The organism is Desulfoluna sp. CLI2B (assembly GCF_056847375.1).
Genome location: NZ_CP186557.1, coordinates 4374044 through 4388340, shown reverse-complemented (window position 1 = coordinate 4388340; position 14297 = coordinate 4374044). Strand labels below are relative to the sequence as shown.

13 protein-coding genes are annotated in these 14297 nt (G+C 61.5%); 7 read left to right on the top strand and 6 right to left on the bottom strand.

What is annotated here, in order from left to right; all coding sequences use genetic code 11:
- Positions 1-21: 21 nt before the first annotated feature.
- The 5 genes from ACOYW2_RS20415 to ACOYW2_RS20395 all read right to left on the bottom strand — a co-directional run bounded on the left by ACOYW2_RS20415 (position 22) and on the right by ACOYW2_RS20395 (position 3430).
- The gene (locus tag ACOYW2_RS20415) at positions 22-840 is read right to left on the bottom strand and encodes a M55 family metallopeptidase (protein ID WP_482767772.1); all 819 of its coding nucleotides are present in this window, start codon (positions 838-840) and stop codon (positions 22-24) included.
- A 185-nt stretch (positions 841-1025) separates the two neighbouring features.
- Positions 1026-1610: a cytochrome b/b6 domain-containing protein gene (locus ACOYW2_RS20410; RefSeq protein WP_482767771.1), complete on the bottom strand. Its 585-nt coding sequence runs from the start codon at positions 1608-1610 to the stop codon at positions 1026-1028.
- 206 nt (positions 1611-1816) lie between these two features.
- On the bottom strand, positions 1817-2182 hold the full coding sequence (locus tag ACOYW2_RS20405) for a hypothetical protein (protein WP_482771065.1): 366 nt from the start codon (positions 2180-2182) through the stop codon (positions 1817-1819).
- Entirely contained in the window at positions 2151-2441 is a 291-nt protein-coding gene (locus ACOYW2_RS20400; RefSeq protein WP_482767770.1) for a hypothetical protein, read from the bottom strand. Before ACOYW2_RS20400 ends, ACOYW2_RS20405 begins: the two co-directional genes overlap by 32 nt.
- Positions 2405-3430, bottom strand: a complete 1026-nt coding sequence (locus ACOYW2_RS20395) for a multiheme c-type cytochrome (RefSeq protein WP_482767769.1) — start codon at positions 3428-3430, stop codon at positions 2405-2407. The genes ACOYW2_RS20400 and ACOYW2_RS20395 overlap by 37 nt, the downstream gene beginning before the upstream one ends.
- A 226-nt stretch (positions 3431-3656) precedes the next feature.
- Here ACOYW2_RS20395 and ACOYW2_RS20390 point away from each other — a divergent pair, with 226 nt between their 5' ends.
- Positions 3657-4988 (top strand): sigma-54 interaction domain-containing protein, encoded by a 1332-nt coding sequence (locus ACOYW2_RS20390; protein ID WP_482767768.1) that lies wholly within the window; start codon positions 3657-3659, stop codon positions 4986-4988.
- A gap of 1 nt (position 4989) precedes the next feature.
- Here ACOYW2_RS20390 and ACOYW2_RS20385 read toward each other — a convergent pair whose 3' ends face one another.
- Positions 4990-5544 (bottom strand): hypothetical protein, encoded by a 555-nt coding sequence (locus tag ACOYW2_RS20385; protein ID WP_482767767.1) that lies wholly within the window; start codon positions 5542-5544, stop codon positions 4990-4992.
- Between the two features lie 424 nt (positions 5545-5968).
- Between ACOYW2_RS20385 and ACOYW2_RS20380 the strand changes: the two genes are divergently transcribed.
- The 6 genes from ACOYW2_RS20380 to ACOYW2_RS20355 all read left to right on the top strand — a co-directional run bounded on the left by ACOYW2_RS20380 (position 5969) and on the right by ACOYW2_RS20355 (position 14263).
- A complete protein-coding gene (locus ACOYW2_RS20380) occupies positions 5969-9037 on the top strand; it encodes an AfsR/SARP family transcriptional regulator (protein WP_482767766.1) in 3069 nt (1022 codons plus the stop codon).
- Positions 9038-9261: 224 nt separating this feature from the next.
- Positions 9262-9894: a hypothetical protein gene (locus tag ACOYW2_RS20375; RefSeq protein WP_482767765.1), complete on the top strand. Its 633-nt coding sequence runs from the start codon at positions 9262-9264 to the stop codon at positions 9892-9894.
- Positions 9895-9987: 93 nt separating this feature from the next.
- Entirely contained in the window at positions 9988-11103 is a 1116-nt protein-coding gene (locus ACOYW2_RS20370; protein ID WP_482767764.1) for a dimethylarginine dimethylaminohydrolase family protein, read from the top strand.
- On the top strand, positions 11103-12524 hold the full coding sequence (gene lnt, locus ACOYW2_RS20365; protein WP_482767763.1) for an apolipoprotein N-acyltransferase: 1422 nt from the start codon (positions 11103-11105) through the stop codon (positions 12522-12524). Before ACOYW2_RS20370 ends, lnt begins: the two co-directional genes overlap by 1 nt.
- Complete coding sequence (locus ACOYW2_RS20360) at positions 12524-13405, top strand: fibronectin type III domain-containing protein (protein WP_482767762.1); 882 nt, start codon at positions 12524-12526, stop codon at positions 13403-13405. The genes lnt and ACOYW2_RS20360 overlap by 1 nt, the downstream gene beginning before the upstream one ends.
- Positions 13406-13408: 3 nt before the next feature.
- Positions 13409-14263 carry an Ig-like domain-containing domain gene (locus ACOYW2_RS20355; protein ID WP_482767761.1) on the top strand — a complete coding sequence of 285 codons (855 nt, stop codon included), beginning with the start codon at positions 13409-13411 and terminating at the stop codon, positions 14261-14263.
- Positions 14264-14297: the final 34 nt, after the last annotated feature.

The following is a 14297-nucleotide window of genomic DNA, read 5'->3' as shown; positions in this document are numbered from 1 at the left end:
CTCGCCGCCGGAGGCATGGTTTTATCGTTTTCTTGCCCACTCCTCCATGCGGCAGCGGGTGCGCAGGATAAAGAGGAGGCAGGGGATGGCGGCACCCGGGGCAAAGCCCAGGGCTGTATCGGCCAGGAGGCGGCGGAAGGTTGTGGTCGCTGACGGGGAGGTCCAGGTTTGTGTTTCGTCGGGAAAGGTGGCGGTGACCTTGTGGGTGCCCCACACCAGCGGGAGTGCGTTGCTGTTGGAGGCGGCCTGACGCACTTCGTCCGTGAGCCGGGTGCGAAGGTCTCGGATCTGTGATTGGCTGACGGGGCGCTTGGGGACGTCGAACCGATGGATCCATGGCATGTGGCCCTGGATACGGTCACAGGCAACGCCTTCGGCGCTGACAAAGGTGACGGGGATGTTGTGTTCTCCCAGTACGGCGGAGAAGAGCTCCACCTCGGTGACGGGGCTGTCATTGATGCAGAGCTTTCTTAGGCGCTTATGGAAAATGTGGGGGCTGAACCCTTCCTGGTCCGGGGCTGCGTGCCAGCCGACCATCACGGCGCAGTCTGCCTCGGGCATGGTGCCGATGAGGGGCACGGGGTGCCAGCGGTGGCCTTGGTCGCAGCGAGCTTCGGCCATGAGTTTTTCCGGGAGGATGTTAAAGCCCGTACCGTGCATGTCGCCGACGGTGATGCGGTGGTAACCGGCGTCAAGAAGGCCCCGGGCCGCGGCGTTGACATCGGCTGTGAGAAGGTGCCTTGCCTTGTGCCACGCATGGGAACCGGGCGTGCACTGGGCTTTGGCGTGAACGCCGATGATGCCTTCGATGTCTGCTAAGATAAGGGCTTTATCATTCATGGGGGCGCTTGCCTGTGGTTTGCCATACTCGGTTTTTGAGGGTGAGGATACTCCCTTGGGCTTTGCAGTCTCAGATCTCCAGCATGATACGTGGCTGATGGCGTTCAGGGCAAGAAAAAAGCCCTTTCTCCAAAACGGGCAAAGGGCTTTTTTATCTGTGCTCTGTCGACCGATGCACGTTCGGGTTACTTCTCCCACCCGGTAATCATCGCCTTTACATTGGGAATCGTGGGGCAGGTGGTGGTGTGGTGCGCATGATCACCAAAGGCCAGGATCATAAGGGCCCCCAGGGTGTGGATAACGGCAATGGCTCCCAGGCCAACGTCCGCCATGAAGTCGGTGCGGGTGTTAAAGCCATTGCAATCGAGAAATCCCGTGGCCATCTGAAGGGGAAGGAGCACGGCCGAGAAGACGAGGTAGACGATCCGCTGCAGGGGGTTGTGCTTGGCCCGCTCCGTGGCGGGGACGGGGTGGGGCTCGCCTTTGAAGATGCCCACGGCGTAGTGGCGCACCACCAGGGCCATCTTTCGGGTGGTGGGGATGTAGTGTTTCCATTCGCCGGTGGTGGCAATCCAGAAGGCAAAGAAGGCAAAGGCCACGGCCCAGGCGATGCCGGAGATGTTGTGGATAGTGACGGCTGCCTCAAAGCCCATGAGGGTGAAATTGCCGTGGACCTCTAAGCCCGTGACCATGAGGACGGTGATGACGGCCACCTGGAACCAGTGCCAGAGGCGCTCGTAACGGGTGAAAAGGTAGATGGGTTGGTTCATGGGATATCCTTTAAAAAAACGGGCGAAGGGCCAATGGATAAAGGCGAAAGGCCGTGGAGTCGCTTCGCTCCGGTCAGTTAAGTAAGGGAGGCAGGGCCTCCCGAGGGCCATTCCCAAAGCAGAGCCTGGGAACGAGACCAAAAAGGTGAGCCGTGTAATCGCAACCTGGGTGGAGGGGAGCCGTCCCTCTCCGCCAGGGCACGTTTTTACCCTTTTCGTCGCGCCAGCACGCGCAGCGTTCCGTGAATCACGACACCGACAAGGGATGCCAGGACCAGGGCCCAGCCCGAGGCTTCCAGGGGGCCACTGGTGTCGCGGCCAGGCATGTAGAAACCTGCCAGGTGGGGTGCGTCCATACGGCCGCCTTCCCGTGTGTGGCATTCGGCGCAGGCCACGGTTTCCTCTTTGGGGGCCACCATGTGGGTGATGGGAAAGACGTAGCTGGTCTCGGCAAAGGCGAGCTCCCCGCTGAAGGGAAGCCCGGCGTGCTCCATGCCGCTGGCCACGGCCCGGTTCCAGTCGTAGGTTTTCCAGTAGGCGTCACTCCCCTTTTTTCCGAAGAGGTGGGGGATGACGAGGTTCTTGCCTGGGCGTGGCTTGGCTGTGCTCGCCGAGACCGACCTCGCGAAGGGGAAGTAGGGCGTTGGGGTCCGTTCGGTTACCCAGGGGGCGGTTGACGGCGATCTCTTTTGACGGGTCCACGGTGTCCCGGGCCGTGAGGGTCTCGATGCTGCCGTTGAACCAAAAGTACTCGGGTTTGACGTGTTTCTCCCAGCGCATGTCCCCTTTCTTGGTCATGTAGACGGGCTTGCCGTAGGGGCCGTTTTCCACGTAAGGTTTTCCCTCCTTTTTGACGCCGGCCTTTGACCAGTCCCACCACATCTTGGTGGGCTTTTCCCGGGCAAAGGTGGGGATGTGGCAGGTCTGGCACGAGCCCCGCCCTTGTCGAGGTCGTTGGCCTTGGATCCCTTTTGGTGAGGGGTGGCCGTGTGGCAGGACTCGCAGGAGATTTTGTGGGTCAAATCATCTTCTACGAGGCTTTTTCGGCTTTCAAAGGCCGGGGTGCGGTAGGAGCGGCCCGCGATGTCATGGGCCACGGTGGTGTGGCAGCGTACGCAGTCGAAGTTTTTGCCCTTGGCATCCATGTGCACATCCAGGGCGTTGTCCGGCATGAAGAGGGAGGAGTCCAGGTCTCCGTGCTTGACTCCGTCCCCGCCGCCGCCGAAGAAGTGGCAGGTGCCGCAGTTTTTTCGCGTGGGGCGTGCCACGCTCTGGGCCACGGTGTTCCACTCAGGCGGGGTGAAGGTCTTTTTCCCGAACTTTTTGGGTTTGTCCACGGGCAGACCCGCCATGGTGGGGAATTTTTTGTAGGTGCCTGTCTGCTCATGGCAGACGAGGCAGTCGATCTTTGTCTCGTCGGTGAAATCAAAGCTTTTATCTTTCCAACCGTACCCGGCGTGGCAGGAGGTGCATCGGGGCTCGTTGCCGTGGATGCTGATGCAGAAGTTGTTCAAGGTCAGGCCTGCCTTGCCGATTTTCTCCTCTTCAGGGCTGTCGGGGTCCCGCCAGGTCCAGTGGATGGTCTGCATCACCTGGTTGCCTGCCTCGTTGTGGCAGGTGAGGCAGGCTTTGGTCACCTCGCTTCCCGAGGTGAAATTCTGCTTCAAGATGTCATGGTCGGCATGGCTCGTGGTGATCCACGGTGTGGTGTCTGCCGTGGCCTGCCTTGCCATGGCGCGTCCCGGTGCTTCGTCCGCCCGGGCAGATTCAAGCCCGAAGCAGGCCAGGCACGCCATGACCAGCCCCAGCCTTCGCATCATGTTTCCTCCCATAACGTCTCCCTTTGATGTGTGAAAAAACAGCCTCGCCGGAGGCCATTGAATAGTTGCATTCATGGTTAAGAGCAAAGGGTGTGCCAGGTGGCTGCACGTGTAACATATCGAAATGGTAGCTTCATATTGCAGGTGTGTTTGGGGTGTGTTAATAAATTAACGTAAGTATGGCAACAAATGTTAATTTACGTTAACTCCGCCCATGAGGTGACCCATGGAACACCTGATTTCCCATATTTTCGACACCCTTGCCGACGGCGTTCTCGTTGTGAACAGCAAGGGGCGGATCCTCGATGCCAACCGGGCTGCCGAGGAGCTCACGGGGTTTTCCCGGCAGGAGCTGAAAGGGGGCCCGTGCCGTATGCTGAACTGCTCGGGCTGCAAGCGGTTTGAAAAGGGTGGGGAACATCCGCACTGCAGCCTTTTTGCCTCAGGGGGGGAGAAGGTGGTGCGGTGCACCATCAAGTGCCGGAGCGGTGAGAGCATCCCGGTGTTGAAGCGGGCCCGGGTGATGGAGGACGGAGACGGGCAGGTTATCGGAGCCGTGGAGATCCTCACGGACATGAGAAAACTCGTGGCCCTGGAGAACCGGGTGGACGACCTGGCACGGGAGGTGGTGGCCAGCCGGGAGCACCACGGCATCGAAGGGGAGTCCGCAGCGATTCGTCGGCTCCTGGCCTTTATCGACAGCGTGGTTACTTCCACGGCCCCGGTACTGATCCAGGGCGAGAGCGGCACGGGCAAGGAGCTGGTTGCCCAGGCCATCCATACGGGAAGCATGGGGGCGGGGGCGCCCTTTATCAAGGTGAACTGTGCAGCCTTGAATGAAAACCTTCTGGAGAGTGAGCTCTTTGGCCACGTGAAGGGGGCCTTTACCGGTGCCTCCCGGGACCGGGTCGGTCGCTTTGAGGCGGCCCACGGGGGCACCCTGTTCCTGGATGAGATCGGGGACATGCCCGCCCCGATTCAGGTGAAGCTGCTGCGGGTCCTTGAGGAGAAGGTGATCGAAAAGGTGGGGGACCACACCCCGGTACCGGTGGATGTGCGGGTGATCACCGCCACCCACAGGGACCTGGGGGCCCTTGTTGAAAGGGGGGACTTCCGGGAAGACCTCTATTTCCGCATCAACGTCATTCCCGTTATCTGCCCGCCGCTGCGGGAGCGCGACGGCGACGTGCTGATCCTGGCCAACCGGTTTCTTACGCGGTTTGCCCTGCGGGACGGAAAGCCCATGACCGGCATCTCTCCGGAAGCCGCAGCAGTCCTTGACGCCTATGGTTGGCCGGGGAACGTCCGGGAGCTGCGCAACGCCATGGAGTATGCCATGGTCCTGAGCCGAAACGGGCGCGTGGAGGTGGAGCACCTGCCCGTCCATGTGGGGAACTCCCGGGAAGCCGTCCCCTTTCAGGGGGGACGGCGGGCCGTGACCAGGGATGACGTGGAGGCCGCCCTTTTTCGGGCGGGGGGCGTGAAAACCGAAGCCGCAAGGCTCCTGGGGGTGAGCAGGGTCACCTTGTGGAAATGGATGAAAAAAATGGGGCTTTGAATTAAAGGTCTGATCCCTGCGTCCCTTTCATCTCTTCCTCAATTTGCCTGTCCAGCTCCTCCATGCTTGTCTGCTCTTTGGGGGTGGTGACGGCGCTTTCGGCAAAGGGGTTTGCGTCTTTGCTCACCCAGCCCGTGCTGTCCCAAAGATGGTGGCGTTCGTCCATGGCTCCCTGCCAGGTGAAGGTGCCCCAGGGCGTTTTGAGGGCCTCTCCTTTTTTTCCTTCCATGCGTTTGCCATCCTTATAAAGGCTCCCGTGGTAGCCCTGGCTTCGGCTGCCCGGCTGGAGGATGTGAACCACAAGCTTCCAGCCATCTTCTTCCTTGACCATCACCTTGGGTGCGGTGCGGCCGCAGGGGGGCCGCTTTGTCATCTGGGCGACGCATGTGCGGTGCTGGGTCAGGCAGGCTTCCTGAGTTGCCGTGCAGGTGGTGCGGGGGCATGGGGTGGACGGGTCGGCCGTTTTGTTGGGGCAGGAGGACGGTGTGGCCCAGGCTGCGGCGGTCACGGCAAGGGCGGCTGTCAGGAACAGGCACATGCAGGTGCGTTTCATCATGTCGGGTCCTTTTTTGTTTTCTATGTCACGGAGATGGGTTGGGTACGGTTTGCTGCCCGTGGGTGGGCGTGTGAATGTCTATTTTTGCGGATGAGGGGGGAGAGGTCAAGGGGGAATGGGAGAAAGGGATAAGGGCTAAAGGGGAAAGGTTAAAAGGCTGAGGGCTAAAGGGGAAGGGCTAAGGGCAAAAAGGCTGAGGGATAGAGGGAAGGGGTAAAGGCAAAAAGGCTGAGGGCTAAAGGGGAAGGGGTAAAGGCAAAAAGGCGAAGGGTGAAGGAAAGGACGGGTTTTCCGGCTTGCGTAGAGGAAAGGGATCCGGCTAAAGTAAGCTTTTTGGGTAATGACTCAGCTCATCATTGCCTCAGGCGGCCCTGTCGGAGGCAACTGAATCGTTGCATTCATCATTTCTTCTCAGGACGTACCCATGAGCCATTCCGATCCGGTCATCCGCCACGACGCCCTCTCCCATTGCCGGATGCTCTTTTCCGGTGACTTTCGCCTGCTGGTCATGGCGGCCCGTGCCGGTCAGGGCAAGACCACGCTGGCACGGCAGCTGATGGCCTCGGCCCCGTCCCTTTGGCATGCCTGCTCACCGTTTCAGGACGACCCGTCGGTCTTTACGGACCGTCTGAGCCACAGTCTGGGGCTGCCTTCCCTGCCCGAGGGCGGCTTACCGGAGAATCGCTGGGAGCAGTCCCTGGCGCGGCTTGTAAAAGCTGCCCCCGATCTGGGGCCGGGCCTGCTGATTGTGGACGACTACCACCTGGTCATGGACAGCCCGGAAAACCGCACCTGTCTGCAGCAGCTCCTTGCCCACAGCCCGTTGCGCCTGGTGATTCTTACCCGTGAGTACCCGGATCACGCGGTCCTGGCCCCCTTGGGGGACACCCTTTTCATCGACAACGACCTTCTGGCCCTGAGCCTGGACGAAACCGCCCAGGTGGTGCAGGCTGCCCAAGGAGACCCTGTTGCGGCCCACACCATTCGGGACATCCATGCCCTCACCGAAGGGTGGCCCGGAGGGGTGCGGTTGATTCTGGAGCACGGGCGGCTGAGCGGCAGGCCCTTGTCCGGACATTTTCCCAAACTCTCCGGCAGCCGGATTCTCGGGGCCATGGATCTTCTCTGGACCGAGGCGTCTCCCAGGATGACCCTTCTGGCGGGGCTGGAGCGTATTCCTTTAGGGATCCTGACGGGCGACGGTCCCTGGCGCGCCGAGGGGGAGCTGCTTGCCTCCCTTGCGGACAGGGCGTGCTTTGTGAGGGTTCAGAAAGACAAGGATGGGGAGTGGGTCATCCTGCATCACTTGCTTCGGGATGCCTTTGCGGCCCGTAAATCCAGCCTGATGCCGGAGTTTTGTCGTCGCTGGGCCGAGGTGCTGGGTGCCGGATGCCTTGAACGGGGCCTTGTGGAGGAGGGGCTGCTCTGCCTGAGTCGGGAAGGCTGTCATCAAAGGCTTGCCGAGGAGCTGAGTTCTCACGGGCTGGCGCTTCTTGGACGGGGCCGGTTTGCCCTGGTTGCCTCTTTTCTCGATGTGCTATCGCCCTGGTCTTCAAGAAATTATCCCTGGCTGGACCTCTGTCGGGGGATCATTCTGCTCACCAAGGATCCTGTCTCCGCCCGGCAGTGGCTGGAGCAGAGCCTTGACGGCATGCGCGAGGCAGGTGATGAGGCAGGAGAGCTGCATGCCATCGGTCGCCTGGTGGAGTATGAGGTGCTCCACGGCGGGGCTTACGGCAGGCTTGCCCCGGACATCGAGCGGGGAAGGGACCTTCTTGAAACCATCGATTTGGCGGCGCATCACCGGCGTCATATCCTGGCGGCCCTGACTCTGGGGGCATGCTACGCCCTGGACGGGGCCGCAGCCCGCGGTCTGCTTCGCCTTCTGGAACCGGAACTTACGGCAGGCGGTGAAGATCACCTGGATCTTTTCAGCCTCCTGGTGCCCTGTTTGCACGCCATCCTGCGGACGGACGTTCCCAGTGCCCTTGCCGAACTCGACGCCAGGGTGGTGCCGGAGCGCATGGCGGCCTTGAGCCCGTCAAGCCGTTTTGCCGTCCACTTTTGTCTCTTGAACATCCTGCGTATTCGCGGCCGGGTGGATGATTTTACCCTGGCCGGGGGGTATGTGAAGACCCATTTTGCGCCTTTTCTTTCGTCGCCCTACCTGGTGAAGATGACCCGTACCTGGGACGCCCTGGCTGCGTTGCGCGGAGGCCGGGCAGAAGAGGCCCTCGGGATATTTGACGAGGTACTCACCACCGATGGCGGGCAAGACAACATCCACGCCGTGACCCTGGGCTGGAAGGCCCTGTGCCTGGCTCACCTGGGCAGGCACGACGAAGCCCGGGCCCTGTCTGCGGAGATCGGGCCGGTGGGACCCCTTGATTGCGGCCACTACTACGCTCGCCATTGTGCCATGATCCTGGGGTGCAGCCGAAGCCTGGACCCGGCGGATGATGGTGCGGTGCCCATCCTGATCCAGCACACCTCAGACCACACCCTTTTCGAGGATGCTTCCATCCAGGCCCTGGGGTTGGGATACCTGGCCAGGCGATACTTGACGGACGGCGAGGTCGATGCCGCCATGGGGACTGTTACGCGTATGCTCTCCATGATGGAGACCGTGGATTGCCTTAATTTTGCCGGGTTTGAGCCCCGCACGTTCACGCCCATGCTCACCGCGGCGGTGTCCGGGGGAGCCGAGAGCCAACGGGCTTTTCTGGCCGCCAGGCAAATGCTGGGCGTGGATCTCCTGGACGACGGCAGCGCCGTGCCCGTGCTGGACATCCGACCCGCCCCCGGTGGGCGCCTTGATGTTTGTTGCCTTTCCACGGGAAAATCGGTGACGATTCGAGCGGCCCAGCAGGTCCGGCTGCTCACCCTTCTGCTTGGGGAGCCCGGCACCTGCATGACCGCCCATCGCCTGGCTGCCCTTCTCTGGCCAGAGAAGGAGCCCAAAGGCCTCAGGGGGCGCCTCGACAACCTCATGAAGCGCCTGAGGCAGACCCTGGGCGCAGCCCTGGACGCGACGTCGCCCCGGTGTTATCTGGCCATTGACGCAGGCACGGCTGTGCTGCGCCATGTCCGGTGCGAGGCGGCCCGCCTCGATGACCTGCTGGAAGAGGGGCGGTTGATCTTGGAGCAGAAACGCCCCTGGACCGCCTCCGTTCTTTTGACCCGTGCCTTTTCCCTTCTCAAGGATCCCGCCCCCTTTGTCCCCGACCCCCGGGAAGTACGCCTTGCCGCCCTGGCGTGGTGTCCGGTGCTGGCACAGACCCACGGCACGGATCGGGCCCTGGATACCGGGCGCTGTGCCCTCACCTTCCTTCCCCTTTCTCCGTCCCTCAATCGACTTATCCATGATCTCTGCCTTGAGGCAGACCGTCCCCATCAGGCCCTGGACCAGGTGGAGCAGTTGCGAAAGTCCCTGCGCCGGTCGGGCCACAGCCTGGAAGAGCAGGAAGCGGTCATGGAGAGCTTTTGGGGGTAGGACATCCCACCGGTGGTTTTTATCTCGTTTTAACAGGTTACCTGAAAACGACAGGTCTCTGACAGGTGGGCCCCCAAGGGGGCGTATACTTTTGCCGATGGGTGGTTTACTTCATTCAGTCAGCCTTCCGGGTTGTACCGGGTATGCTGAATTAAGGAATCATCGAAAGGCACGTTATGTACTCTCCAAGATATCGACTCTTCTGGTGCGTGTGGTTGCTCTGCATGTTTCTGAGCGCTCCATTGCATGCCCTGGAATCCCCTTCCCCTGATGCCGCGGCACAGGGCGATCCTCTCTTTTCATCAGACAGTGCATCCCCATGGACCGTGGAACTCGGCGTGGACCTTGCCGGGTATGGGGCCGAAGCCACCTCAACGTACGGGGAGGAGGCTTACGACCTGAGCGTGCGTCACGGCATCAGTCCCATGGTGCAGGTGGCGTATCGGCTGAACGGCAACTGGGACCTGGAAGGCGGCGTGCGACACGACTGGATGCGCTGGAAGCTCTCTCCCTCCCTGGGGCCCGATGACGGTTCTGTGCGTGCGCTGACCCTGGCCCTGGGCGCGTCCCGGCACGGTGCCGAGTGCACGGTTCCTGTCTTGGGAGCCATCCGGCCCGTAAGCTCGATGGCCTTTTTGTGGCGCTTTCTCGACGCCGATCTGGACGGCCCTGTGCGGGACTACCGATCCGGACCCGGGGTGGAAGTCGCCGCAGGCTTTACCCGTGACTATTGGGGGCTCCGCGCCGGTCTCTCCTATACCCATCATGAAGGGTCCGACCTGCTTCCCGGAGCCACGGCCGAAGACCTGGACCTGCTGGGGGCGTTCGTGCGTTTTACCCTTTTTATAGGTCGTTAAGGTGGGAAACCTGTGGGGACCGGGTTGGGGAGCAGCTGTGTCCAGCCCGGTTTTGCCTATCCCCGTATCCCTCACCCCATGGATGGTTTTGTGATGAAAGACCCTGACATCAACCGCCGTACCCTGCTCAAGGGCATGGCCGCAGCCTCCCTCGCGCTGGCAGGCCTTTGCATGGGTCGTGTTGCCCTGCTCGATGGCACTTCGACCGGGCCTGTGGTCTCCCTTGGGGTTGCCCATGAGTGGGGAACCCTCAAAGAGGCCGTTGTGGGATCGCCTTACGTAAAGATCCCAGAGAACCTGTCCCCGGAAGTGCGCCGGTGGTTTCCCCGGAAATGGCAGGCGTTTTTTGTCGCCCATGCCGGGAAAACCCTGGCCGAGGCCGACCCCGCCTTTTACAGGCGCATGGATCGCCAGATGACGGCGGTTATCAAGGTGCTGACGGACCGGGGCGTCACGGTTCACAGGGCCCCGGAGATGACCCGGGTTGAGCTGGAATATATGGATTCGGCGTTCCCTGCCTGCGGGTCTCAGCTCTATCCCCGGGATCCGCTCCTGACGGTGAGGGACAGGTTCATCGAAACGGAGCTCCTGTTCCCGTTTCGTCGGCGGGAACGCTTCGGGATTCGGCGGGCATTGGACCGGCGGTTTGCACAAGCCAAAATGGCCCGGGTTTCCATGCCCCCCCTGGTGCCGCCGCCGGTGTACGGAAGAGGGGCTGTCCCATGGGGGCGGGGAGCTGTCCTCGAAGGGGGAGACGTCCTTGTGCTGGGGCGGGACATTCTGGTGGGGCTTTCCGGCAATGCAAGCAACCCCGAGGGCGTCCGCTGGCTGGCCGAGTACCTGGGAGCGGGCTACCGCGTCCATGGGGTGAGGCTCAGTCCCCATGTGCTTCACCTGGATTGCTGTCTCTCCACACCGAAGGAAGGCTTGGCCGTGGTGTGCCCCGAGGCCTTTCCCGACGGCCTGCCTCAATGCCTGCGCGGATGGGAGACCGTAGGCGTATCGGCGGCCGAGGCGTTGGAGGGCTTTGCCTGCAATGGCCTGATCCTGGATGAGAAGGCTTTGATCCTAACCGCGGGGGTGCCGCGCGTTGCCGACAGTCTGCGGGCCGCCGGGCAGGAGGTGATGGAGGTCCCCTTTGATGCCGTGACTTTTTTTGGCGGGTCCCTCAGGTGCTGGCATCAAGCCCTGGCGCGGGAGAGTGCCTGATGGGGCGAAACAGCAAAGGGAACCGGTTCAGCAAATGTGGGGTAGGCTTTTCGGCTTTGTCCGGGGCGCTTTTGGGCGTGGCCACCACGGCCCTGGTCTCCTGGCTGGCCTGGGGGTGCCTGGTTCCCTTTCTCCTTGCGGTGCGGAGCGCAAAAAAGTCCATGGCACAGGTGTGCTGGGCAGGCCTGGCCTACGGGCTGGTCATGTCGTTCTGGGTGGCTGGGGCCGCTTTAAGGTACACGGGCGACCGGTGGGGCGTGGCCTTGCTCTGTCACGGCGTGGCCGTGGGGATCATGGCCGCAAAGGCGGGAATTATCCTGATGCTCTTTGTCCCGGTGCGAAGGAAATCCGCTGGCGTTCAGCTGCTTTTCTGGCCCGCGGCAGCCATCCTTGCAGAGATGGGGATGTACCATCTCCTGGAGGGCTTTCCCTGGTTTCAGTACCCCATGGGGTTTTCCCAGGCCGGAAATCTTTATGTGAGTCAGCTGGCGGCCTTGGGAGGGATTTTTTGGCTCTCTTTTGCCGTTCTGGTGCTCAATCTGGTGTGCACCCATGGGATCAAAAGGCGCTCACCAGCCTGGGCGGCCTTTGTTGTGCTTTTCCTTGCCCTGCTCCACGGGGGAGGGGCCCTGGCGGTTCGTCAGGTGGAAGGGCTTCGCACGGGCGGGTTTCCTGTGGCCCTTGCCAACGATAACTCCTCGTTTACCCTGCGGTGGACCCGGGAGCGGGTCGACGAGTATGCGCAGCGCCTTCTGGGGCTGGCCGCATGCATTAAAGGGAAGGGCCAGTGCCTGACCATCTGGAACGAGGGTGTCGTGCCCTGGTCCTACAGGCCGGACGATGACCTCACCCTGGCCATTCTGAAGGCCACAAACACCTCAGCCGACACCCTGCACCTTATCGGCATGACCACCGCTGTTAAGGGCCACACCTTTAATTCGGCTTATCTTTTTACCGGCAAGGGGCAGGTGACGGGGCGCTACGACAAACAAAATCTTCTGAAGGGCATCGAAATGCCTGCTTCAGGGATGAAACTTCCGTTTTTTGAGGCCTCTCCCTTTGAAGAGCCTGCCGAGGCAAACCGGGGGATCCTTGCGGCCGGCCGTGCCCGCATCGGGGTGCTCATCTGCAACGAGAGCAGCACCAACCGGGTGGCAGCCTCCTTTGCCCGCAGCCCCTACGATTTCCTGGTGGTCCTGGCCAACAACAACTGGTTCACAGGCACGCCCCTGATCCGTCACCATTTTTACTTCAATCGGCTCCTGGCAATCCGGAACCGCAAAGACCTGGTGGTCAATAACAACCTCGGGGTGTCCGGCCATATTTCCGCCTCCGGCATCATTGTGCAGAGGCGGGAGTCCAAAGAGCCGTTTGTTAGCTATTGTACCGTCAAAAAAATCGTGAACCATGGAGATACTTGATGAAAAAACGCACCCATTGCTTGATGGCATTGTTTCTATGCGTCCTGCTCTTTGCTGCGGATGCCTCCGCGCGTATCGTTGCACACACGAATTGGCGCTGGCGCAATGACGACGGCACCGAAGAGACCGCCACCTGGGCCACGAAAGAGGCCCGACAGCCCGCGACCCTTGTGGGAAACGATGAAATCATCCGATTGAGGTTCAATAACATCAATGGATTCGACTGTGGCGAGTTGAAGGTGAAGGGCGCAGGCAGTGACTTTTTTACTCCGTACTCTGACTTTTTTTGTTATGGGGACTCGCGGTTTTTGACGGACGGGGAACCGGTGCAGAGGCGGTTGGGAGAAGATACCTGGGGTGGGAACGTTTATCATCCGGGTGGGGTTGCCGTGGAGTCTCCCTGTCTGATCATGGCGCCACCAAACGATACATTTCAGGAGATTGAGCTTTGCCTCAAGGCCAAAAAGGGACCGGGTGTTTCGGAGGGGACCTATACCTTTCAGCTGCCCGACGGGGATGAGACCCCTGTGGGACTCATTTACAAACATCCCCGGGCTGCCGTGGTCTCTACCCTGTCCCCGTGGGAAATCGCCGCCACCTCGGCCACAGGGCGGGGGGACTTGAAAGAACTCGGGCTAAGGCACCCCGTGAGCTACGGGGTGTGCTGGTCCGACACCCAGGACCCGGATACCACCTGCTCCAGAACCGACGGAGGCAAGACCGGCTCCACCGGAGTGTTCGGGCATGCCATGACAGGGTTGTCCCCGGGCACCACCTATTATGTGCGGGCCTTTGCCGTGAACACCGGGGGCACGGCCTACGGCCGAGGAGCGGGTGCGTTTGCCACCTGTCGGCTTCCGACACGGAAGAGCCCCGGGTGACGGGTGACGGCTAGCGAAAACAATGACAGCGTTTCCCTCAACATCACCCCCATGGTGACCTTCAGCGAGCCCATGGACCCGGAAAGCCTGACGCCTGAATCCGTGAACCTCACCACAGCCGGAGGCGTCAAGCCGCCTTTCCGCCATGTGTATGTGGAGGCCTCCCGGACCCTGGTGGTGATCCCCGAATCGGATCTGCCCGCCGATACCCTCTTGACCCTTATCATCTCCACCTCGGTCCGTGACCGGGCGGGAAACAGCCTGTACGAGACATTTGTGCGGCACTTTACCACGGCAAATCCGGGTGCTGACGAGGACAGCGACGGGGTGCCCGATTCCCTGGAAAAATTTCCCGGGGACAGCTCCCGTGCCACGGTGGCGACGGTCACCAACACAGGTCATTTTACCCTGGATGCCTCGGTGCTGAAACCTGGTGTGACACTCGCCGACGTGAGGACCCTCTCGGAATTCGACCCCTCTCTGGGGACAACGGGAAAACCCCGTGATGCCGAGTTCCCCGACGGGGTCCTTGCCTACCGGGTGGTTTCCGTGCCTTCAGGGGAGAGCGTGGAACTGCCCGTGGGGATGCCTTCAATCCTTCTTGAGGGGACTCGGGTCTACAAGGTGACGGAGGCAGGATACGTGGAGATCACGGAACGATGCCGCATGGAAGGCAACACCCTCTACGTGACCCTCACCGACGGAGGTGCAGGTGATGCCGACGGCGAGGTCAACGGGACCATCGACGACCCCCTTGCTGTGGCCGTTCCCAAGGCAAGTCCATCGCCGGATACGGACCCCGTGGGGGGCACCGACCAGGGAGGGCCGTGCTTTGTGCGAAGCGCGGCATGGCGGTAGGGGAAAGCCTCCGGCGGCCAAGGGCTGAGCCCTT